The 22647-nt window shown below is 69.6% G+C and carries 17 protein-coding genes; 6 read left to right on the top strand and 11 right to left on the bottom strand.

The window, feature by feature from the left end; genetic code table 11:
• Window positions 1-9: 9 nt before the first annotated feature.
• Window positions 10-5922 (top strand): DUF7379 domain-containing protein, encoded by a 5913-nt coding sequence (locus QTH87_RS04065; protein WP_286607089.1) that lies wholly within the window; start codon window positions 10-12, stop codon window positions 5920-5922.
• A gap of 45 nt (window positions 5923-5967) precedes the next feature.
• Here QTH87_RS04065 and QTH87_RS04060 read toward each other — a convergent pair whose 3' ends face one another.
• The gene (locus QTH87_RS04060; protein WP_286607088.1) at window positions 5968-6483 is read right to left on the bottom strand and encodes a nucleoside deaminase; all 516 of its coding nucleotides are present in this window, start codon (window positions 6481-6483) and stop codon (window positions 5968-5970) included.
• Window positions 6484-6559: 76 nt separating this feature from the next.
• On the opposite strand from QTH87_RS04060, the gene QTH87_RS04055 reads away from it, so the two are divergent.
• Complete coding sequence (locus QTH87_RS04055; protein WP_286607087.1) at window positions 6560-6835, top strand: DUF4242 domain-containing protein; 276 nt, start codon at window positions 6560-6562, stop codon at window positions 6833-6835.
• Window positions 6836-6842: 7 nt separating this feature from the next.
• On the top strand, window positions 6843-8702 hold the full coding sequence (locus tag QTH87_RS04050; protein ID WP_286608022.1) for an AfsR/SARP family transcriptional regulator: 1860 nt from the start codon (window positions 6843-6845) through the stop codon (window positions 8700-8702).
• Here the strand turns inward: QTH87_RS04050 and QTH87_RS04045 are convergent.
• From QTH87_RS04045 to QTH87_RS04030, 4 genes are all read right to left on the bottom strand, one after another.
• Complete coding sequence (locus QTH87_RS04045) at window positions 8692-9567, bottom strand: carbohydrate ABC transporter permease (RefSeq protein WP_286607086.1); 876 nt, start codon at window positions 9565-9567, stop codon at window positions 8692-8694. The two genes, QTH87_RS04050 and QTH87_RS04045, sit on opposite strands and share 11 nt — an antisense overlap.
• 19 nt (window positions 9568-9586) lie before the next feature.
• A complete protein-coding gene (locus QTH87_RS04040; RefSeq protein WP_286608020.1) occupies window positions 9587-10474 on the bottom strand; it encodes a carbohydrate ABC transporter permease in 888 nt (295 codons plus the stop codon).
• Between the two features lie 144 nt (window positions 10475-10618).
• On the bottom strand, window positions 10619-11944 hold the full coding sequence (locus tag QTH87_RS04035; RefSeq protein WP_286607084.1) for an ABC transporter substrate-binding protein: 1326 nt from the start codon (window positions 11942-11944) through the stop codon (window positions 10619-10621).
• Between the two features lie 38 nt (window positions 11945-11982).
• Window positions 11983-13056, bottom strand: a complete 1074-nt coding sequence (locus tag QTH87_RS04030) for an ABC transporter ATP-binding protein (RefSeq protein ID WP_286607083.1) — start codon at window positions 13054-13056, stop codon at window positions 11983-11985.
• A 171-nt stretch (window positions 13057-13227) separates the two neighbouring features.
• Here QTH87_RS04030 and QTH87_RS04025 point away from each other — a divergent pair, with 171 nt between their 5' ends.
• Genes QTH87_RS04025 through QTH87_RS04015 form a run of 3 tightly spaced genes read left to right on the top strand, consistent with a single transcriptional unit; the run spans window position 13228 to window position 16897 of the window.
• The gene (locus tag QTH87_RS04025) at window positions 13228-14043 is read left to right on the top strand and encodes a FadR/GntR family transcriptional regulator (protein WP_286607082.1); all 816 of its coding nucleotides are present in this window, start codon (window positions 13228-13230) and stop codon (window positions 14041-14043) included.
• An 11-nt stretch (window positions 14044-14054) separates the two neighbouring features.
• The gene (gene denD, locus QTH87_RS04020) at window positions 14055-15071 is read left to right on the top strand and encodes a D-erythronate dehydrogenase (protein WP_286607080.1); all 1017 of its coding nucleotides are present in this window, start codon (window positions 14055-14057) and stop codon (window positions 15069-15071) included.
• Window positions 15071-16897: an IlvD/Edd family dehydratase gene (locus tag QTH87_RS04015; RefSeq protein ID WP_286607078.1), complete on the top strand. Its 1827-nt coding sequence runs from the start codon at window positions 15071-15073 to the stop codon at window positions 16895-16897. The genes denD and QTH87_RS04015 overlap by 1 nt, the downstream gene beginning before the upstream one ends.
• Here the strand turns inward: QTH87_RS04015 and QTH87_RS04010 are convergent.
• The 6 genes from QTH87_RS04010 to QTH87_RS03985 all read right to left on the bottom strand — a co-directional run bounded on the left by QTH87_RS04010 (window position 16894) and on the right by QTH87_RS03985 (window position 22503).
• Window positions 16894-17421, bottom strand: coding sequence for a DUF4136 domain-containing protein (locus QTH87_RS04010; protein ID WP_286607076.1), 528 nt, complete (start codon window positions 17419-17421; stop codon window positions 16894-16896). The two genes, QTH87_RS04015 and QTH87_RS04010, sit on opposite strands and share 4 nt — an antisense overlap.
• Window positions 17422-17496: 75 nt before the next feature.
• The gene (locus QTH87_RS04005; protein WP_286607075.1) at window positions 17497-18699 is read right to left on the bottom strand and encodes a beta-ketoacyl-[acyl-carrier-protein] synthase family protein; all 1203 of its coding nucleotides are present in this window, start codon (window positions 18697-18699) and stop codon (window positions 17497-17499) included.
• Window positions 18696-18935: an acyl carrier protein gene (locus QTH87_RS04000; RefSeq protein ID WP_286607074.1), complete on the bottom strand. Its 240-nt coding sequence runs from the start codon at window positions 18933-18935 to the stop codon at window positions 18696-18698. Before QTH87_RS04000 ends, QTH87_RS04005 begins: the two co-directional genes overlap by 4 nt.
• A gap of 75 nt (window positions 18936-19010) precedes the next feature.
• A complete protein-coding gene (locus tag QTH87_RS03995; protein ID WP_286607072.1) occupies window positions 19011-19760 on the bottom strand; it encodes a phosphatase PAP2 family protein in 750 nt (249 codons plus the stop codon).
• 37 nt (window positions 19761-19797) lie between these two features.
• Window positions 19798-21132, bottom strand: coding sequence for a glycerate kinase type-2 family protein (locus QTH87_RS03990; RefSeq protein ID WP_286607069.1), 1335 nt, complete (start codon window positions 21130-21132; stop codon window positions 19798-19800).
• Between the two features lie 165 nt (window positions 21133-21297).
• Window positions 21298-22503 (bottom strand): urate hydroxylase PuuD, encoded by a 1206-nt coding sequence (locus QTH87_RS03985; protein ID WP_286607068.1) that lies wholly within the window; start codon window positions 22501-22503, stop codon window positions 21298-21300.
• Window positions 22504-22647: the final 144 nt, after the last annotated feature.

Genomic DNA, 22647 nt, shown 5'->3' with positions numbered 1-22647 from the left:
CGCGCAGCGATGGCCGAAGAAGCGATCGTCCTGCGCATCACCGGACAACGCAGCGCGCACCCCGAACTGCCCTCGTTGCTGCGCAGCGCCACGCGCAGCACGGGTGCGCCCGGCGCTGCGCCCGACGACTTCCTGCCGCCGGGCCTGCTGGAGCCCCGGGACAGCGTCGACCTGAGCGCCGCCGCGCGCGGACAGCCCGAAGGCGGGACGGCCGATCTCGAGGCCGATGCCGACGAGGTGCTGGTGATCGAACTGGCCGACGGCGGCACGCTGATCACGAGCCCTGCGCGGCTGCAGGCGGCGTTGCTGCGCAACCGGCCCGATCTGGTCGATGCCGACGGCCGGGTGCTGTTCGACCGCATGAATGCCGAGGGTGCCGTGATGCAGCGCGGCATCTTCACGAGCACCGCCGGCAGTCTGGTCAGCAAGGTGATCTCGCTGGCCGTGGGCCAGGACGCGCTGATGGACCTGGCCCGCACCCGCCTCGGCGAGCTGCTCGGCAGCAAGGGCAAGGCCAGGCTCGCGGGTCTCGAAGGCCTGGGCGTGAGCTGGCTCGGAACCAAGGCGCTGATGTGGGCGGTCGAGGAGAAGCTCGCGCGCCCGCCAGGTCACCTGTACCGCTGGGACGACGGCGCCTCGAAGCTCGAGGGCGGCACCGCCGACGACACCGCGCGCATGATCGACGCCGACGGCAAACCGCGCCCCGCACTGGTCTTCATCCATGGCACGGGCTCGAGCACGCTCGGCAGCTTCGGCGACCTGCAGCGCAGCGACCGCGGCCTCTGGGCCCGGCTAGAGAGCCGCTTCCCGGGCGGCATCTACGGCTTCGAGCACCGCACGCTGTCCGAGAGCCCGATCGAGAACGCGCTGCAGCTCGCCACCGCGCTGCCGCGCGGCGCTCGCATCAGCCTGGTGACGCATTCGCGCGGCGGCCTGGTCGGCGACCTCATGTGCCTGCAGGACATCGACCAGCACATCGACCGCTACAGCTACGCCTTCAAGGGTGTCGGCGATGCGCAAGGGCGCGAGACCGAAGTGCGCAAGGACCTGGACACCGCCCACGCCGAGCACCGCGAGCAGCTCCACGCCCTGTTCACGATGCTGCGCGACAAGGCGCCCGTGATCGATCGCTACGTTCGCGTGGCAAGCCCGGCGCAGGGCACCAAACTCGCGAGCGGAAACTTCGACGTCTTCCTCTCGGGCCTGCTGACGCTGATCGGCCACGTGCCCTACTTCTTCGGCAACCCGCTCTACGCAGCCTTCAAGCGCGTGGTGGTCGAGATCGCCCGCAACCGCACCAACCCGCACCTGGTACCGGGCCTCGAGGCGATGCTGCCCGATTCGCCGATGGCAGCGCTGCTGCGCGACGGCGCTGTGCAGCCGGGGCTGCGCATGGCACTGATCGCGGGCGACATCCAGGGCGGCAACCTGCTGATGCGCATGGGCGTGCTGCTGACCGACTTCCTGCTGTTCGAGAATACCGACAACGACCTCGTGGTCGACACCTCGGCCATGCTCGCGGGCGTGGCCGTGAAGAGCAACGCCCGCGTGCTGTTCGACCGGGCGGCCGATGTCTCGCATTTCAACTACTTCGGCAATCTCGAGACCCGCAGCGCGATGCGCGACTGGCTCGTCGACGACGACACCGACCGCCTCGACGCCTTCCGGCCGATCCCGGTCGGCTTCACCAACCTCGACGCCGCCGGCATCGGCAAGTCGCGCGCGGGCACGCCGCCAGCAGACCGCCCGATCGTGGTCGTGCTGCCCGGCGTGATGGGCACCTACCTCGATGCCGATGGCCGGCGGGTCTGGCTCGATCCGCTGTCGCTGGCCGCCGGCGGCCTGCGGAACATCGCCTTCGGCGCCGACAAGGTCACGGCCGGCGAACTGTTCGGCAAGGCCTATGGCGACATCTGCGAGCACCTCTCGGCCAGCCACCAGGTGCTGCCCTTCCCCTACGACTGGCGCCAGCCGCTCGACGTGCTCGGCGAGCGGCTCGGCACCTTCCTCGAGCAGTTGCTGCGGCAGACCGCGCAGCCCGTGCGCCTGCTTGCGCACAGCATGGGCGGGCTGGTGGTGCGGGCCTGCATCTACCGCCGTCGCGAGGTCATGGACGCGCTCATGAAGCGCGACGGCGCCCGGCTCGTCATGGCCGGCACGCCGCACCAGGGCTCGCACTCGATGGTCGAGAACATGCTCGGCAAGGGCAATTCGCTGCGCTCGCTGGCGCGGCTCGACTTCCGCCACGACATGCAGGACGTGCTCGACATCGTGTCGGGATTCCGCGGCGCGCTGCAGCTGCTGCCAGCACCCTGGTTCGTCGACACTTTCCAGGGCCAGCCCGAGGGCGGCCAGGCGCACGCCTACTGGGAGGCCGACACCTGGGCCACGCTCAAGTCGCAGAACACCGATCTCTGGTTCGGCGACCAGCGCTGCGGCCAGCCCGATGCAGACACGCTGGCGCAGGCCGGCTGGCTCTGGACCGAGGACGCCAAGGCCGGCACGCCGCCGAGCCTGCCGGCCGACTACCAGCCCAAGGCCATCTACGTGTGCGGCATCGCGCCCAACACGCCCTGCGGCCTGCGGCTGGAGGAACGCGGCGGCAAGCCCCGGCTGCGCATGGTGTCGACTGCGCGCGGCGACGGCACCGTGACCTGGGACTCGGGCCGCATCGGCAACGTCGGCAGCACCTACTACCTGCCCGCGGTGCATGGCGACCTGCTCTCGACCCCCGACGGTTTCGTCGCGCTCGGCGAGCTGCTGGTCACCGGCGCGACCGCGCGACTCGATCGCAATCCGCCGACCACGCGCGCGACCGCGCCCGAGCGCCCCGTGAGCTACGACCCGGGCCCGCCGAACGCGATCGACGACATCAACCTCGCGGCCGCGATGATCGGGGGCACGCCGGGCAGCCGGATCACGCCACGCGGCAAGCTCCGGCTCGAGGTCAACATGAAGGCCATGGACCTGCGCTTCCTGGCCTGCCCGATCATGGTCGGCCACTACGAGAACGACTCGATGGCCGGCACCGAGGCGCTGATCGACGCCGAGCTCATGGACGGCCAGCTCGCGCAACGCAAGGCGCTCGACCTCTATGCCGGTCCGCTCGGCACCGCAGCCGTCGTGCTGCGCGCGCCGAGCGCACTCGACCGCCGGCTCGGCGTGCTGACCGGCGCCGTGGTCACCGGTCTCGGCAGCTACGAGGGCAACCTGAGCCAGGAGTCGCTGATGCTCGCCGTGCGCACGGGCGTGCTGCGCTATCTGCTGCAGGTGGTCGACGTCATGGGCCGCGAGGACCGCGAGGTGCCGCTGGCCACGCTGCTGCTGGGCTACAACTCGTCGGCCAATCTCTCGATCGCGGCTTCGGTCGAGGCCATCGTGCGCGGCGTCGTCGATGCCAACGAGAAGTTCAAGCGCACCACGGGACTCTCGGTGCGCGTGGCACGGCTCGACATCGTCGAGCTCTACCTCGACACCGCGATCACCGCGGTCTACGAGCTGCGCCAGCTGGCACCGCGCCTGGCCGATGCGGCGGCGGCCCGCGACACGGTGCTGGCCTGCAGCGGCGAGCTGCTGCAGGGCGTGGGGCTGCGCCAGCGCCTGTTCGACACCCGCGGCGCGAGCTACTGGCCGCGGCTGGTGGTCACCGATGCCGACGACCAGCCCGGCGTGGCCCGGCCCGAGGGCGCGAGTCGTCTCGCGAACCGGCTGCGCTTCCTCTACGTGGGCCAGCGCGCGCGCGCCGAGACCGTGGTGCAGCAGCGCCAGCCCAGCCTGATCGAGACCCTGGTGCAGCAGCAGATCAGCCAGACCCGCTGGAATTCCGACTTCGGCCGCATGCTGTTCCAGCTCATCGTGCCGCCCGACTTCAAGGATGCGGCGCGGCAGCTGCAGCGCATCGTCCTGGTGGTCGACGGCGCCACGGCGAACCTGCCGTGGGAGCTGATGCTGACCGACCCTCTGTTCACGCCCGAGGCCCAGGGCGACGGCCCGCTGCTGCCGCTCGCGCTGTGCACGCCGGTGGTGCGGCAGCTGTCCTCGTCGACCTTCCGGCGCGACGTGCGCCAGAGCCTGGCTCGCAACGCCTACGTCATCGGCAATCCCTCGGTGCAGGGCTTCGGCCTGGCCTTCCCGGATCCGGCCAACCCCGGCCGCCAGGACCCCGACGCGCTCGCGGGCGCCGAGGTCGAGGCCACCGCGATCGCGACGCTGTTCGCCAACATGGGCTACGACGTGAGCCGCGCGATCGGCGCCGACAAGCTGGCCACCGACGTGCTGGCCAAGCTCTACCGCAAGCCCTATCGCATCCTTCACGTGTCGGCACACGGCGTGTTCGAGCAGCCGCACGCCGACGGCCTGCGCCGCAGCGGCGTGGTGCTGTCGGGCGGCCTGCTGATCACGGCGGCCGAGATCGCGGCGATGGAGTCGGTGCCCGAGCTGGTGTTCCTCAACTGCTGCCACCTCGGACGCATCGATCCGGGCAGCGCGGCAGGCCCGACCGTGCGCGACGGCAACAAGCTGGCCGCCAGCGTGGCGCGCGAGCTCATGGACATCGGCGTGCGCTGCGTCGTGGTGGCCGGCTGGGCGGTCGACGACAAGCTCGCCCAGCAGTTCGGCGAGGTCTTCTACCAGTCGCTGCTGCAGAACCGCAGGCCCTTCGGCACCGCGGTTTTCGAGGCGCGCCAGGCGCTCTGGGCCGCGCGCCCCGACAACGTGACCTGGGGCGCGTTCCAGGCCTACGGCGATCCGCTCTGGCTGGCCGAAGCCGAGGCCGACGGCGCCGGCGGCGCATCGAAGGGCCGCAGCGCCTTCGTCTCGCTCGACGAGATGCTCGACGAACTGGCGCGGGCCCGCGTCGAGGCCTCGCGCCGGCCGGACCGGCCGCTCGACAGCGACCGCCAGGCCCGCATCCGGGCGATCGAGGATGCCCGCGATCGGCGCTGTCCGCCGGCCTGGCTGCGACTGCCGGCATTGCAGTCGGCGTTGGGCGCCACCTGGCGCGAACTCGGCTGCCACGAACAGGCGCGACAGGCCCTGATGTCCGCGATCCAGGCGGTCGACCTGCAGGGCCGGGTGCCGATCCGCGACATCGAACAGCTGGCCGCGGTCGAGATCGAGCTCGGTGCCGAGCGCGCGGGCCAGGACTTCCGCAGCGCCGAGGGCCTGCCGCTGGTCGAGCAGGGGCTCGAGCGGCTGCTGTCGCTCGACAAGCTGGTGGCCGGGCCCGGACTCGGGGCCCCGGGGGTGTCGAGCGCGGTCAACAGCGACCGCTATGCGCTGCTGGCCAGCGGCCACAAGCGGCGCGCCGTGGTGTTCGCGCTGCAGCTCCTGCGCGCGGGCGGCAGCGCCGCGCAGCGCGAGCGCTGGACCAAGGGCATGGGCGAGTCGGCGCAGGCCGGCGTGCTGGCCTACGAACGGGCCCAGGGCGCGCCCGGCGACGACAGCTTCAGGCCCTACCCCGCGCTGCACGGCCTGGCGCTGCGCATCGTGCTGGACGACTGGAACCTCGCCGACGAGGCAGCCGCGGGCGTGGCGCTCGCGCGGCAATGCGGCCTCGCGGTATCGCGCCTGCATGCGCTCGGCGGCGACCCATGGGACGTGGTGCTGAGCCCCGAAGCGGTGCTGGTCGAGCGGCTGCGCGACGGCAGCCTGGCCGCCGCCGGCGCGGTGGGCGATGCGGCGCTCGACGAGGTGCTCGTGGCGTATCGCAATGCGATCGAGCACCTCGGACCGAAGGTGCGCCACGTCGACCGCACGGTCGAGCACATGGAGATGCTCGCCGTGCTCTTCGATGCCCGCTTCCTGCTCGGCGCCGGACCCGGCTACCGCCGCATGGCGGATGCGCTGCTGGCGCTGGTCGGCCAGCTCAGGCCGGGCCGCACGCCACGCACCGGGCGGCCGGAGGCGCCGCTGGCCGAATGACGCGTGATCGGCTGCTCGCGACTCGGCACTGCCTTCGGATTCCGCTCAGCGCGTGGCCCAGAACTCGCGCTGCATCGCGATGGTCTCCTGCGCGATCTCCTGCACCGGACCGATCAGCTCGACCGGCTTCTGGCAATGGTCGAAGACGTAGCGCGAGGACACGCTCATGGTCGGGTTCTCGGCATGGCTGCCGGTCTCGGCCAGCAGCTGCGCCTCGGTCATGCCGAACACCACGCGGCCGATGTTGGCCCAGTAGGCGGTGCCGGCGCACATGCAGCAGGGCTCGACCGCGGTGTAGAGCGTGCAGCTCCAGAGGAACTCGGGCGTGAAGTTGGTGGCGGCCACGCGCGCCAGCGTCGACTCGGCATGGTTGACGGTGTCGATGTTGCACTGCTCGAGCAGCACCGTCTCCTGGTCGGGTCCGACCAGCACCGCGCCGAAGGGATGGTGGCCGAGGCCGACCGCGCGTCTTGCGACCTCGTTCGAACGGCGCAGGTGGCGCAGCATCTGATCCTGCGTGGGTCGCAGGCCCTGGGGCGGCAATGAATCGATGTCGGGCATTCTCGAATTCTTACACGCGTCTTCACACGTCCGCTGCCTATCGTCGGGGCTCCTTCAACCTCCACAGGAGTCCGCCATGCCGAAATATGTGATCGAACGTTCCATCCCCGGGCTCGGTGCCCTCAAGCCCGCCGAACTGCAGGCGGTTTCGCAGAAATCCTGCAGCGTGCTGGACGAGATGGGCACCCGGGTCCAGTGGGTGCAGAGCTACGCCACGGCCGACAAGATGTACTGCATCTACAACGCCGCCAGCGAGGAGCTGGTGCGCGAGCATGCACGCCGCGGCGGCTTCCCGGCAGACAGCGTGGCCCGCGTGACGGCCATCGTCGATCCGGTCACGGCCGAGGCCTGAGAGCTTGGTGGCGCAACGCGGCGGCGCACTGCTTGCGGGCGGTGACGCCCTGCGCGACCATCGCGCCATGGGCCTCTCGATCCGTCTGCTCGGCGCGCCGCAGGTGCTGCGCGACGGCCTGCCGCTGCCCCCGCCGCGCGGGCACAAGGCCTGGGCCTTGCTCGCCTGCCTGCTGCGCAGCGAACGCCCGCCGAGCCGCCGGCAGCTCGCCGCGCTGCTGTTCGAGGATGCGGACGACCCGCTCGCGGCGCTGCGCTGGAACCTCAGCGAACTGCGCCGCCTGCTCGGGCCCGCGCTGCTGCGCGGCGATCCGCCCCGGCCCGCGGTCGACCCCGCCACCTCGATCGACGTCTCGGTGGTGGCCTCGGGCAGCTGGACCGAAGCCCTTCGGCTGCCCGGGCTGGGCCACGAGCTGCTCGAAGGCATGAGCTTCGCGAGCAGCCCTTCGTTCGAGGTCTGGCTGGCCAACGAGCGGCGACATCTGCAGGCCGCAGCCGAAGCCGTGCTGCGCGAGGCCGCGCTGGCCCGCCTTGCCGCCGGTGCCGCAGGCGAGGCGGCCGACCTCGCGGCCCGCCTCGTGCGGCTCAACCCGCTCGAGGAGAATTTCCAGGCGCTGCTGATCCGCAGCCTCGCGGCCGCGGGCGACGGTGTCGCTGCAGCGCGCCAGGTCGCGGCCTGCCGCGAGCTGTTCCTGCGCGAACTCGGCGTCGCGCCCGGGCCGGCGATCGAATCCGCGCTGCGCACGTCCACGGCGGCACCGACCGCGCGTCCGGCCACGGGCCGCGCCGCCGCGGTCGCTCAACTGCAGGCCGGCGAGGCCGCGATCGCAGCGGGTGCGCTCGACGCCGGCCTCCACTGCCTCCGGCGCGCCGTCACCGAAGCCGATGCCGACGGCGATGTCGAACTGCGCGGCCGCACGCGGGTCGCGCTCGGCGGCGCCCTGGTGCACGCGGCACGCGGGCGCGACGAGGAAGGCGCAACGGCGCTGCACGAGGCACTGGCGGTCGGCGAGCGGGCGTCGCCCTCGATCGCGGCGGCCGCCTGCCGCGAGCTCGGCTATGTCGAGTTCCTGCGCGGGCGCTACGAACGGGCGGCAGGCTGGCTGCGCCGCGCCGCGCTGCTCGCCGAAGGAGAGCCGGCCGAGCAGGCACGCATTGCGACCGTGCATGGCGCGGTGCTCAGCGACACCGCGCACTACGCGGACGCGATCGCCATGCTGCGCCATGCCGCTGCGCTTGCGGGCGGCGTCGGCGACCGCAGGCAGATCGCCTATGCGCTGTCGATGCAGGGCCGCGCACTGCTGCTGTGCGGCGATCTGGCGGGCGCCACCGACGTGCTCGACCGATCGGTCGCGATCGCCGAGCAGGGCTGGACCGCATTGCTGCCGTGGCCGCAGTCGCTGCGGGCCGAGGTCGACCTGGCTCGGGGCGACGTCGGCGCCGCGGCCGAGCGCTTCGAGCACGCGTTCGCGCTCGGATGCCAGCTCGGCGACCCGTGCTGGGAGGGCATCGCGGGGCGCGGGCTCGGCCGCATCGCGCTGGCCCGTGGCGAGGCCGGTCGCGCGGTCGAGATCCTGGTCGACACCATGGCGCGCGCGGTGCGCCTGCCCGACGCCTACCTGTGGTGCAAGGCCTATGCGCTCGAGACCCTGTGCGGCCTTGCCGTGGACGAGCGGCTGGCGCAGGCACCGGGCTGGATCGAGGCGCTGGGCCACATGGCGTCGCGCACCGGCATGCGCGAACTCGGAGTGCGTGCCGGCCTGCACGCAGCCGCACTCGGCGACGGCGCGAGCGGCGCGGCGGCCAGACTGGCCGCAACCGACATCGACAACCCGCTGCTTCGCCGCGCGGCCGGGCTCACTCCTTGACCGAACCGGTCAGGCCGGAGACGTAGTACTCCACGAAGAACGAATAGATGAAGGCCACCGGCAGCGAGCCCAGCAAGGCGCCGGCCATCAGCGGACCCCATTGGTAGACGTCGCCCTGCACGAGCTCGGTCACCACGCCCACCGGCAGCGTCTTGATCTCGGACGACGAGATGAAGGTCAGCGCGTAGATGAACTCGTTCCACGACAGCGTGAAGGCGAAGATGCCGGCCGAGATCAGGCCAGGCACCGCAAGCGGCAGCACGATCTTCACGAGGATCTGCCAGCGGCTCGCGCCGTCGATCAGCGCGCATTCCTCGAGCTCGGCCGGGATCGAGCGGAAGTAGCCCATCAGCAGCCAGGTGCAGAACGGGATCAGGAAGGTCGGATAGGTCAGGATCAGTGCCCAGCGCGTGTCGAACAGGCCGAGGTTGAACACCACGCTGGCCAGCGGGATGAACAGGATCGACGGCGGCACCAGGTAGGCCAGGAAGATCGCGAGGCCGGTCTGGCGCGAGCCGTTGAAGCGCAGGCGCTCGATCGCATACGCCGCCAGCACCGAGACCGCGAGCGAGGCGAAGGTCGACACCACCGACACCAGCACCGTGTTCCAGAGCCACTGCGGATAGGCGGTCTCGAACAGCAGCTTGTGGAAATGGTTGAGCGTGGGCGCGATCACCCAGAACGGATTGCCCTCGCGCGAGAGCAGCTCGGCCTCGGGCTTCACGGCCGTGATCGCCATCCAGTAGAACGGGAACAGCAGCACGATCAGGAACACCACCAGCGGCAGATACACCGTGACCATCTTGCGCGGCACGGTGTCGAGGTAGCTCATCCCGACGACGTCGACCTGTCCGGCATTGCTCATGAAGTCTCCTCGCGTCCGGTCATTTCTGCCACGCCCTGCGTTGCAGCCCGAAGAAGCTGAACATGATGCAACCCAGCAGGAACGGCACCATCGCGATCGCGATTGCCGCGCCTTCCCCGAGCGCACCGCCCGAGATCGCGCGCTGGAACGACAGCGTGGCCATCAGGTGCGTCGCGTTAAGCGGCCCGCCGCGCGTGATCACGTAGATCAGCTGGAAGTCGGTGAAGGTGAACAGCACCGAGAAGGTCATCACCACGGCGATGATCGGCGTGAGCAGCGGCAGCGTGACAAAGCGGAACTGCTGCCACGGCGTGGCGCCGTCGATCGCCGAGGCCTCGTAGTAGGACGGCGAGATGGTCTGCAGCCCGGCCAGCAGCGTGATCGCCACGAAAGGCACGCCGCGCCAGACGTTCGCCGCGATCACCGCGAAGCGCGCATTCCACGGTTCGCCGAGGAAGTCGATGTAGGTGTCGATCAGCCCCATCTTGACCAGCGCCCAGCTGATGATCGAGAACTGCGAGTCGTAGATCCACCAGAAGGCGATCGCCGACAGTGCGGTCGGCACGATGTAGGGCAGCAGGATGACCGCGCGGAAGAAGGTCTTGAAGCGGATGTTCTTGTTGAGCAGCACCGCGAGCCAGAGGCCGAGGAAGAACTTGAACACGCTCGCGACGGTCGTGTAGAAGAGCGTGTTGAAGAGCGCCAGGCGCGTGACCGAGTCGCCCCACAGGAAGATGTAGTTCTCCAGGCCGATCCACTCGCCGGGCCGGCCGACCTTGGTATCGGTGAAGCCCAGCCAGGTCCCCAGGCCCAGCGGATAGGTAAGGAACAGCAGCAGCAGCACCGCCGCCGGCAACATGAAGATGAAGCCGAGGGCGTTGCGGCTGTTCTGCAGCCGGGTGAGCAGCGTCATAGAGCGCACATTGCCGGTTCCCTGCGGGCTCCCTTCCAGGAACACCGAGGAACCGGCTTTGCCGGGCCTCTGGTGTTGCCCCCGGTGAGGGGGTGGGCGGCTACACGAAGTGAGCCAACCTGGGGGAGAGCTTCCATTTCAGACCTTGTAGTAGCGCTCGGCGCGCTTCTGCGCCCGCTCCGCGGCTTCCTTCGGCGTCTTCGATCCGCTCGCGGCCTCGGCCACCATGTTCGGGATGATGAAGTCGGCCGCCGCGCCTGCCGAGGCGTAGCCCAGCTTGCCCTCGTAGCCGGCCGGCCGCAGGTTCTTGACCGAATCGCGGTATGGCGTGTTCTTCGGATCGGAGGTCCAGATCGGATTGGCCTCGTAGGCGCGCAGCGGCTGTGCCACGTAGCCTCCCGCGCCCTGCAGCCAGTCGTCGAACTGCGGCCGCTCCATCATGAAGCGCAGGAACTCCTTGGCCGCGTTCGGGTACTTCGTGTACTTCATCGCCATCTGGTTGAAGAACAGGTGCGACTCGGTCGGCACGCCCACCGGGCCCACCGGGAACACGGCGTGGTTGATGTCCGCCGCCATCTCCTTGACCTTCGGGTCGGGCGAATTCTTGGCCGCGTAGTACACCGAGATGCCGTTGTTCGTGACGGCGATCTGGCCGTCGAGGAAGGCCTTGTTGTTGTTCGGATCGAGCCACGACAGGGTGCCCGGGATGAAGTTGGCGTAGAGCTCCTTGGCGTACTCGAGCGCCTTCAGCGTCTCGGGGCTGTCGATCACCACCTTGTTGTTCTTGTCGACCAGCTTGCCGCCGAAGGACCAGATGAGCCAGTTGGTCCAGGTGCTGTCGCCGGTCGCGTTGCCGAGCGCCATTCCGCCCGGCGTGCCCTTTTCCTTGAGCGCCTTGTAGAGCTTGAGGAAGTCGTCGTTGGTCTTCGGGAAGGTGTCGAAGCCCGCGGCCTTGACCAGGCTCTGCCGATAGACGATCAGGGAGCCCGAAGCGCCCAGCGGCAGGCCGATCCACTTCTTGCCGTCGGGGCGCATGAAGAGCTCGGCCGCGGGGTACCAGCCGCCGTACTTCTTGCCCAGGTACTCGGCCACGTCGGTGACGTCGAGCAGCTTGTCCGGATACAGGTTCGCATCGTCGTTGGTCGACAGGATGATGTCGGGACCGGCGCCCGTGTTGGCGGCCACCGCGGCCTTCGGCCGCACGTCCTCCCATCCTTCGTTGTCCACGCGCACCTCGATGCCGGTGGCATCGCTGAAGCGCTTGACGTTGACCATGTAGGCATCGATGTCGCCCTGCACGAAGCGGCTCCAGCGCAGCACGCGCAGCTTGGCGCCCTTCTCGGGCTTGAAGGTCATCGTCTGCGCGCCCGCGAGCGGCGCGAAGATGGCGCTGCCGACGCCGATCGAGGCGGCCGCGAGGCCGGCCGAACTCTTCAGAATCTTGCGGCGATTGAAATCACTCATTCCTGTCTCCTGTTGTTGAACGACCAGCGGGAAAGCAATCAGGCCACGAGCCGCTGGCCCGAGGCCGCATCGAACAGATGGGCGCGCTGAAGATCTGGCTGCAGGTGGATGGTGGTTCCGGGCGCGAAGTCGTGGCGCTCGCGGAATACGGCCGACAGTTCGACGCCCTCGTGCCGGCAGGCCACGAAGGTGTCCATCCCGGTCGGCTCCATCACCGCCACGCGGGCGGGAATGCCACCGTCCTGCGCCAGGCTCAGATGTTCGGGCCGCGTGCCGTAGACGACCGCCTGGCCGTCGGCGCCGCCGGCCGAGTGCGGCGCATCGAGCTGCGTGCCGTCGGGCAGCACGACCCGCGCCGCGCCCCCCGAGCGGTGCAGCGTGCCGGGCAGGAAGTTCATCGACGGCGAGCCGATGAAACCGGCCACGAACTGGTTCGCCGGCCGGTCGTAGAGATCGAGCGGGCTGCCGGTCTGCTCGATGCGGCCGTCGCGCATGACGACGATCTTGTCGCCCATGGTCATGGCCTCGATCTGGTCGTGCGTGACGTAGATCGAGGTGGTCTTGAGACGCTGGTGCAGTTCCTTGATCTCGCTGCGCATCGCGACGCGCAGCTTGGCGTCGAGGTTGGAGAGCGGCTCGTCGAACAGGAACACCTGGGGGTCGCGCACGATCGCGCGGCCCATCGCGACGCGCTGCCGCTGGCCGCCCGAGAGCTGGCGCGGATAGCGGTCGAGCAGGGGTGCCAGCGCGAGGATTTCGGCCGCGCGCCCGACCTTGGACTCGATCGCCGACTTGTCCATCTTCGCGAGCGACAGCGCGAAGGCCATGTTCTCGCGCACCGTCATGTGCGGATAGAGCGCGTAGTTCTGGAACACCATGGCGATGTCGCGTTCCTTCGGCGGCAGGTCGTTGACCCGCTTGTCGCCGATGCGGATCTCGCCGCCGTTGATCTCCTCGAGCCCGGCGATCATGCGCAGCAGGGTCGACTTGCCGCAGCCCGACGGCCCCACCAGCACGGTGAAGGAACCGTCCTGGATGTCGATGTCCACGCCATGGAGGATGGGGACATCACCGAAGTTCTTCTTGACTGACTGGATCGTGACACTGGCCATGCACTGAAGTCCTGAAAGGTCGCAAGTCGACATCGGGCCATGGAGGGCTCCATGCCGCAGGGCGCAGTATTGGCATCGCGACCGCGCGGCGCATCAGGGCAAACCGTTAGGCATTAACCCGCGAAAGATTTGTATGATGACCAGATAACTGCCGTCAGCCATCCCCACGCCGTGCGGGCCTCAGCCCAACTCCAGCCCCCACACCAACCGCAGCCGCTGGTCGTCGACCGGTTGTCGGACCGGTTGGCTGCGCTGCTGGGCGCGCAGATCGAGGGCGGCACTCTGCAGGCCGGCGACCGGCTCCCCACCGAGCAGCAGCTGGCGGCCGCCCATGGCGTGTCGCGCACCGTCGTGCGCGAGGCCGTGCATCAGCTCAAGTCCAGGGCCTTGGTGCAGTCGCGCCAGGGCTCCGGCGTGTTCGTGGCGGCGCGTCCCGTGAACCAGCCGCTGGCCTTCGATCCGGCCGTGCTGACCTCGGTGCAGGCCGTGGTCCACGTGGTCGAGGTCCGGCGCGTGCTCGAAGGCGAGATCGCCGCGCTGGCCGCCGAGCGGGCCACCCGCAGCCAGGTTGCAGCGCTGCGGCGCGCACTCGAGGCCATCGACACCGCCGTGGCCGAAGGCCGCGACGGCGTGGCCGAGGACCTGGCCTTCCACCGCGTGATCGGCGAAGCCACGGGCAATCCGCAGTTCCGGCTGCTGCTGGGCTTCCTCGAGCAATACCTGCGCGAGGGCATGCGCATCACGCGCGGCAACGAGGCCCGGCGCACCGACTTCATGAACGCGGTGCAAGAGGAGCATCGCGCGATCTACGAGGCCATCGCGGCCCGCGACCCGGTGGCAGCGCGGCTGCATGCCAACGAACACCTGATCCGGGGCGAGCAGCGGCTGGTCGAGGGCGGCGTCATTGCCGGCCGGCGCCGCCTTGCCGCCGCACGGGCTGCGCGCGGCGTGGCTGCGCCACCGATCCGAAAGAAACCCAGGCACTGAAGGAGACCCGAATGAAACTGATGATTACCGGCGGCGGGGGCTTCGTGGGCGCCCGCCTCGCGCGCACCCTGCTGGCCCGCGGCACCCTCGACGGCCAGCGCATCGAGCGCATGGTGCTGACCGACATCGCGCCACCGCCGGCCGACCTGCTGGCCGATGCCCGCGTCGAGGCCCGCACCGGGCCGCTGCTGGCCCAGACCGAAGCGCTGCGAGAGGAGCCCTTCGACGCCATCTTTCACCTGGCCTCGGCGGTGTCGGGCGAATGCGAGCTCGATTTCGATCTCGGCATGCGCTCCAACCTCGACAGCACGCGGGCGCTGCTCGACGCGCTGCGCGCGCACGTCAACGGCGGCGGCAAGGTCGCACGGCTGGTCTTCTCGAGCTCGGTCGCGGTCTACGGCCCGGACCCCGCGGTGCCGCTGCCCAAGCTCGTCGGCGACACCACGCTGCCCGCACCCCAGACTTCCTACGGCACGCAGAAGCTGATCTGCGAGCACCTGATCGCCGACTACACGCGCAAGGGCTACGTCGACGGCCGGGCGGCTCGCCTCATGACGGTCACGGTACGGCCGGGCCGGCCCAACGGCGCGGCCTCCTCGTTCTTCAGCGGCATCATCCGCGAGCCGCTCGCCGGGGTCGAATCGATCTGCCCGGTCTCGCCCGAGGTGTCGCATCCGATGTCCTCGCCCTCGCGCACCATCGACGGCCTGATCGCGGTCTACGAGGCCACGCGCGAAGCCTTCTGCGGCCGCACCGCGCTCAACCTGCCCGCGCTCAACGTGCGCGTGGCCGACATGCTCGACGCACTCGAGCAGGTGGCCGGTCCCAAGGTGCGCGCGCTGGTGCGCTTCGAGCGCGACGAGCGGATCGCGGGCATCGTCGCCAACTGGCCGGGTGGCGCCACCGCCGAGCGCGCCGCGCGGCTGGGCCTGCTGCCGCACGAGAATTTCGCCGACATCGTCCGCCAGTACATCGACGACTGCGCAGCCCTGCCGAACGCCGACCAGACCTTGAAGGGAATGTCCTGATGAAAGCCCCCGCGAAGAAGAAGACCCCGAAGAGCCAGAAGTCCAAGCCGCTCGCGCTGCGCTCGCAGGCCTGGTTCGACAACCCCGACAACGCCGACATGACGGCGCTCTACCTCGAGCGCACGATGAACTTCGGGCTCGGCTTCGACGAGCTGCAGTCGGGTCGTCCGATCATCGGCATCGCGCAGTCGGGCTCCGACATCGCCCCCTGCAATCGCCATCACCTGGTGCTGGCCGAGCGCGTGCGCGAGGGCATCCGCGACGCCGGCGGCATAGCCTTCGAGTTCCCGATCCATCCGATCCAGGAAACCTGCAAGCGGCCGACCGCAGCGCTCGACCGCAATCTGCAATACCTGTCGCTGGTCGAGGTGCTCTACGGCTATCCGCTGGACGGCGTCGTGCTCACCACCGGCTGCGACAAGACCACGCCCGCCCAGCTGATGGCCGCGGCCACCGTCGACATTCCCGCGATCGCGCTCAACTCGGGGCCGATGCTCAACGGCTGGTACCAGGGCGAGCGCACCGGCTCGGGGACCATCGTCTGGAAGGCGCGCGAACTGATGGCCGCGGGCGAGATCGGCTATCAGGAGTTCCTCAAGCTGGTGGCTTCATCGGCACCCTCGACCGGCCACTGCAACACCATGGGCACGGCCTCGACCATGAATTCGCTGGCCGAGGCGCTCGGCATGACGCTGCCCGGCAGCGCCGCGATTCCCGCCCCGTACCGGGACCGCCAGGAGATGGCCTACATGACCGGCAAGCGCATCGTCGAGATGGTGCGCGAGGACCTCAAGCCCTCCGACATCCTTACGCGCGCTGCCTTCGAGAACGCGATCGTGGTCAACTCCGCGCTCGGCGGCTCGACCAATGCGCCGGTGCACCTGATCGCGATCGCGCGCCACATCGGCGTCGAGCTCACGCCCGACGACTGGGAGAAGCACGGCTACAAGGTGCCGCTGCTGGTCAACCTGCAGCCGGCCGGCGAGTACCTGGGCGAGGACTACTACCGCGCGGGCGGCGTGCCCGCGGTGGTGGCCGAGCTGATCGCCAGGGGCAAGATCCAGCCCGCGCTCACGGCCAACGGCAAGACGCTGATCGAGAACTGCGAAGGCCAGTTCACGAGCGACCGCAAGGTGATCTGGCCCTATGCAAAGCCGATGAAGAAGAACGCCGGCTTCCTCAACCTCAAGGGCAACCTGTTCGACTCGGCGATCATGAAGACCAGCGTGATCACGCCCGAATTCCACGACCGCTACCTGCAGGACCCGAACGACCCGATGGCCTTCGAGGGCACCGCCGTGGTGTTCGACGGCCCCGAGGACTACCACCACCGCATCGACGATCCGAACATGAAGATCGGCCCGAACAGCGTGCTGTTCATGCGCGGTGTCGGACCGGTGGGCTATCCGGGTGCGGCCGAGGTGGTGAACATGCGCGCACCGTCCTACCTGATCAAGAAGGGCATCACGGCCCTGCCCTGCATCGGCGACGGCCGGCAGTCGGGCACCTCGGGCTCACCGTCCATCCTCAACGCCTCGCCCGAGGCCGCCACGGGCGGCGGGCTGGCGCTGGTGAAGACCGGCGACCGCGTGCGCATCGACCTGAAGAAGCGCACCGCCAACATGCTGGTGCCGGAAGAGGAACTGGAAAAGCGCCGCGCCGCATTGGCCGCCGCGGGCGGCTACCCCTATCCACCGAGCCAGACGCCGTGGCAGGAGATCCAGCGCGGCATCGTCGACGAGCTGTCCGCCGGCATGGTGCTGAAGCCCGCGGTGAAGTACCAGAAGATCCACGCGACCTTCGGCATTCCCCGGGACAACCACTAGCGGGGCAGGCCCGCGAACATCTTGTCCAGCGCGGTCTGAAGCATCGCGTTCATGCGTGCGGGATCGTCATGCACGGTGCCGCTCGCGCTGCCGCGCCACATCGAGCGCTTGTTCGATGCGTCGACGAGATCGACCACCAGCGTGCCGACCTCGAAGGTCTCGGGCGGCATCGGGCTGTTGGGCGTTGCCGGCCCGAAGCCGCCCCAGCCCACGTAGCCGACGCGCGCGTAGTAGCTGTTGAGGCTTTCCTTCTCGGACGACGAGACGTGCGCCGAGACATGCACGTCGCCGTTGGCCGCGGGCCTCCATCCGCGAGCCTGCAGCCGCGCGTCGATCCCGTCGACGATGCGCTGCTGCATCAGCGGCGTGCCGCCGTCGGGCCGCGCGACCCAGCTGTAGGTGCGCACCCTGGAGAAGTTGGCGGCCGGATCGACGTTGATCTTGACCGTGGGGGCGCCCCCGACGGTGGCGCAGCCCGCGAGCAGCAGTGCGAGGCCCAGGGCAGCATAGCGACGTCCGATCATTGGTGGTGTTCCCGATGCGATGAACAAGTGATTCGAAGCCGATCGCGGCGCGCCGGCATGCAGCCAGTTTAGCGTTCAGGCGCGGCTGAACAGCAGCACCGAATTCGTGCCGCCGAAGGCGAAGGAGTTGCTTATGGCGGCCTCCAGCCGAGGCGCCGCGCAGCCACCGGCGGGCACCAGGTCGAGGCTGCACGCGGGGTCGGTCGCGCCGCCGTGCATGTTGGGCGGAAGCTCGCGCCGGTGCACGGCCAGCACGGTGATCAGCGCCTCGAGCGCACCCGCGGCGCCGAGCAGGTGGCCGTGCAGTGCCTTGGTCGAGCTGACCTGCAGGCGCTCGAGATCGCCGCCCCAGACCGTCGCCAGCGCGTCGCGCTCGACCGCGTCGCCGATCCGTGTGGCGGTGCCGTGGGCGTTGCAGTAGCCGATGTCGGACGGTCGCAGACCCGCCTGCTTCAATGCCTGGCGCAGCGCGCGCGCCTGGCCCGGCGCATCGGGCTTGGTCAGGTGCGTGGCGTCGCAGCTCAGGCCCCAGCCCGCCAGCTGCGCATAGCAGCGCGCCGTGCGCCGACGCGCGCGCTCGGCCGACTCGAGCACCAGGAAGGCCGCGCCCTCGCCGAGCGCAAAGCCGCTGCGATCGGTGGCGAAAGGCCGCACGGCCCTGGACTCCTCGCCGGGCTTGACGGCTGCCAGTGTCTGCATCGCCTGCCACGCCAGCACCACGCCCGGCACGATCAGGGCTTCGCTGCCGCCCGCGATCGCGAGATCGACGTCGCCGCGCTGCACCGCGCGCGCGGCCTCGGCGATCGCGATCGACGACGAGGCGCAGGCCACGGAATAGGTCAGCACCGGGCCCTGCACGCCCTGGCGCATGGCGACGTGCGAGGCCGGCGCGCTCGGCATGAAGGCAGGGATCGTCAGCGGCGGCACGCGGCCGCCGCCGCGGTAGGCGGTCTCCAGGGCTGCGGCGCCGCCCATGCCGCAACCCGCGTAGACGCCGATGCGCTCCGGGTCGAGCTCGCCGACCGCGCCCGCATCCTTCATGGCGAGGTCGGCGGCCGCCACCGCGAGCTGGCTCACGCGGTCGACGCCGGCCAGCTGCAGCTTGGTGAACCAGCGCGATTCGTCGAAGGAAGCCAGGGCTGCGACGGCAGGCTTGGGAAGCTCGGGAAAGACCGGGGCCAGCGCCGATTCGCCGCGCATCAGCCGCTCGAACAGCGCATCGGGCTGGTCGCCATGCGGCGCCACGACGCCGAGGCCCGTGACGACGACGGTGTTCACGTGGTCTGCGTCGCGCGCACCTTGTCGACCACGGCCGCAAGCTGGGCCAGCGTGTCGATGCCGGGGTCGTCGTCGGGCATGGTGATGCCGAAGTGGTCTTCGATTGCGAACACGAATTCGACCAGCGCCAGCGAATCGAATCCCTTTTCCCGCATGGATGCCTGCGGATCCAGCGCCGAGGCTTCGATGCCGTACTTCTCGTGGATCAGGTCCTGCAATTCCTTGAGCGAACTCATCGTGCGATGTCCGTCGTCTTTTCTGGCCGTCGACACTCCCTGCAGACGGCAATGTTGTGAATGGATGTCCGCCGCTCAGCCCCTCCCGGCGCGGCCGCCGAATCGGCCCACGGGCAGCGACGACTCATGATATCCGCTCCAGGCCGCCGAACTGGCACCCGCACGAGGGCGCCAGCGCAGCGAAGGCGGCACGAAGGCAAGGCCCAGCAGCGCCCCCGCCAGCACGTCAAGCACCACGTGCTGCTTGACCGCCAGCGTCGAATAGGCAATGGCCGCGAACCACAGCGCGTTGAGCACGCGCAGCACGATCGGGGCGCCCGCGTGGCGCAGGATGTGCTCGATCCACACCGCAGTGAAGATCGCGATCGCCACGTGCATCGACGGACACGCGTTGCCGGCGGCATCCACCCCCTGCAGGATCGCGAAGCCCGGAAAGTCGGTCGGCGGCAGGGTCAGCGGTGGTATCCGGGTCGGCCACAGATAGAAGATGGAGAGGCCGGTCAGGCACAGCGCGCCGACCCAGAGCGCGTACACCACCAAGGCCTTGAAGGTCAGCTGCAGCCCCGGCGCGACACCCACGTAGAGCCAGAGCGAGAAGTAGGCGACCAGCATCTGCGGCTGGAAGGCGACGAGATGGTCGAGCGCGGTCAGCGGCATCACGGCCACCGTGCCGACCGGCTCGCGAAGCAGGTGGAAGTAGCCGATGAAGAAGACCCAGGTGAAGGCCGTGGTCCCGATCACCTTGAGCAGGAAGTGGCGACGCATCCGCAGCCAGAGCTCGGCCTTCCAGCGGTCGGGGCGATGCGGATCTTGGGATGGCTGCATGAGGCTCGGCGTTGCGGCCGATTCTCGCATCCGGCCCCTAGAGGATCAGCAGCGCACGGAAATCGTTGACGTTGGTATGCGTCGGCCCGGTGATCAACAGGTCGCCGATGGCCTCGAAGTAGCCATAGGCATCGTTGCGATCGAGATGATCGGCCAGCTTGACGCCGGCCGCGGCCGCACGCGCCAGCGTATCGGGCGTGACGACCGCACCCGCGTTGTCCTCGACGCCATCGATGCCGTCGGTGTCCGCGGCCAGCGCCCAGACGCCCTCGCAGCCGGCGAGTGCACCCGCGAGGCCCATGCAGAACTCGCCCGCGCGGCCTCCGCGTCCCTTGGCCTGGCCGGGCTGGCGCGGCCGGATCGTGACCGTGGTCTCGCCGCCCGAGAGGATCACGCAGGGCTTCGAGAAAGGCATGCCGCGCCGGGCCACCGAGCGCGCCAGAGCACCATGCACCTTGCCCACCTCGCGCGACTCGCCTTCGATCTCGTCGCTCAGCACATGGGCGTCGATGCCGGCTGCGCGGGCGGCGTCGGCGGCCGCTTCGAGCGACTGCTGCGGCGCCGCGATCACGTGCGTCACGTGGCCGTCGAACACGGCGTCGCCGGGCTTCGGCGTCTCGAGGGTGCCGTTCTCGAGCGCTGCGCGCACGGGCGCCGGCACCTCGATGCGATAGCGCGCGAGGATTGCGAGCGCATCCGCGCAGGTGCTGGCATCGGGCACCGTGGGCCCGCTCGCGATGACCGCCGGGTCGTCGCCGGGGACGTCGCTGATGGTGAGCGTCACGACCCGCGCCGGGGCACAGGCAGCCGCGAGCCGGCCGCCCTTGATGCGCGAGAGGTGCTTGCGCACGCAGTTCATCTCGCCGATATGGGCGCCCGATTCGAGCAGCTGGGTGTTGATGCGCTGCTTGTCGGCCAGGGTCATGCCCTCGGCCGGCAGCGTGAGCAGCGAGGATCCGCCGCCCGAGATCAGGCACAGCACGAGGTCGTCGGCCGTCAGGCCCTCGGTCAGCGCGAGGATGCGGCGCGCGGCATCGAGCCCGGCCTGGTCGGGCACCGGATGGGCCGCCTCGACCACCTCGATGCGCTGCGCGAGCCCTTCGGGCCGCGGCGGAATGTGCCCATAGCGCGTGACCACCAGACCTTCGAGCGGTGCATCGGCCGGCCACAGCGCCTCGAGCGCCTGCGCCATGGAGCCGCCGGCCTTGCCGGCCCCGAGCACCAGCGTGCGGCCCTTCGGGGGCGCGGGCAGGCAGGCGCCCATGCTCTGCAGCGGCAGCGCGCGATCGACCGCGACGCGGTAGAGGTGTTCGAGGAAATCGCGCGGTGCGAAACGCGGGTCAGGCGCCCGCTGCAGTGTCGGTGTGTTCATATCGGCTCCTGCGCCATTGTCTCCGGGTCGGCCCGTCGCGCCGCGAGACGCACGGGCGGTTCGTGGAACACCGCGGAACCGGTCTGCCCGCCCAGCCGGTATTGCTCCTCGGCAGGGGGTGGGCGGCGGCTGCACGCAGCGAGCGACAGCCAACCCGGGGCCGGTCTACTTCGTCGGAGCGCCACCCTCGAACCATTTGCCGACCAATGCACGTTCGGCATCGGTGATGCCGGTCGAGTTGTTCATCGGCATGATCTTGGTCACCACCACCTGCTGGTAGACCGCCTGCGCATGGGCGGCGACCTGATCGGGCGTGTCGAGCCGCACGTTCTTCATCTGCACCTGCGCGCCGTGGCACATGTAGCAGCGCTGCTCGAGCACCTTCTGCACTTCGCCGAAGGACACCTTCTGGACCGCGGCACCGGGCGCCGGCGCCGCGGCGGGCTCGGGCTTCATCCAGACGATGGTGAGGCCCAGCACCGCGATGCCGAACAGCGCATAGGGAATCGGATTGCGGGCATTGCCGAGCTTGAAGCGGTGGCGCACGACGAAGAACTGCCGGATCGCCGCGCCGCCGAGCATGATCAGCAGCAGCACGATCCAGTTGTACTTGTGCGTGTAGGTGAAGCTGTAGTGGTTGCTCAGCATCGCGAACAGCACCGGCAGCGTGAAGTAGGTGTTGTGCACGCTGCGCTGCTTGCCGCGCTGGCCGTGGACCGGGTCGACCGGCCGGCCTTCGCGCAGCGCCTGGACGTTCTTGCGCTGGCCGGGAATGATCCAGAAGAAGACGTTGCCGCTCATCGTGGTGGCCATCATGGCGCCGACCAGCAGGAAGGCCGCGCGGCCGGCGAACCACTGGCAGGCCAGCCAGGTCGCGAAGACGATGAACAGCGCGATCAGCACGCCGACGATGGTGTCGCCGTTCTTGCGCCGGCCGAAGACCTGGCAGATGCCGTCGTAGACCATCCAGAAGACCACGAAGAAGGCCAGCGCGACGCCGATCGCGGCGCCGGGCTGCCAGTCCATCTTCGACTTGTCGATCAGGTAGGTGCTCGCGTTCCACAGATAGGACATCGTGAACAGCGCGAAGCCCGTGAGCCAGGTGGAGTAGCTCTCCCAGTAGGACCAGTGCAGGTGGTCGGGCAGCTTCTTGGGCGCCAGCGCGTACTTCTGCATGTTGTAGAAGCCGCCGCCGTGCACCGCCCATTGCTCGCCGCCCACGCCCTTGTCGAGCGACTCCTGGTCCTGCGGCTTCTCGAGGCTGTTGTCCAGCATCACGAAGTAGAAGGAGGCGCCGATCCAGGCGATGGCGGTGATGACGTGGACCCAGCGCAGCAGCAGGTTGGCCCAGTCGAGATAGTAGCTTTCCATTCGCTCTCAACCTTGTCGGCGCGTGGAGACGCCTTGATGGGGTTCCGGCCTGCTCACCACTGCGGGCGCTGTAAGCAGAGATAGTGCCGCGAACGCAGATCCTGCGAGGAATCCGGCTCCGCTACGGCTTGTGGACTGGAGTGT

It is taken from the genome of Variovorax jilinensis (assembly GCF_030316885.1).
GTDB lineage: Bacteria > Pseudomonadota > Gammaproteobacteria > Burkholderiales > Burkholderiaceae_C > Variovorax > Variovorax jilinensis.
The sequence above is the reverse complement of the archived record's forward strand: the minus strand, read 5'-3'. Positions and strand labels throughout refer to the sequence as shown.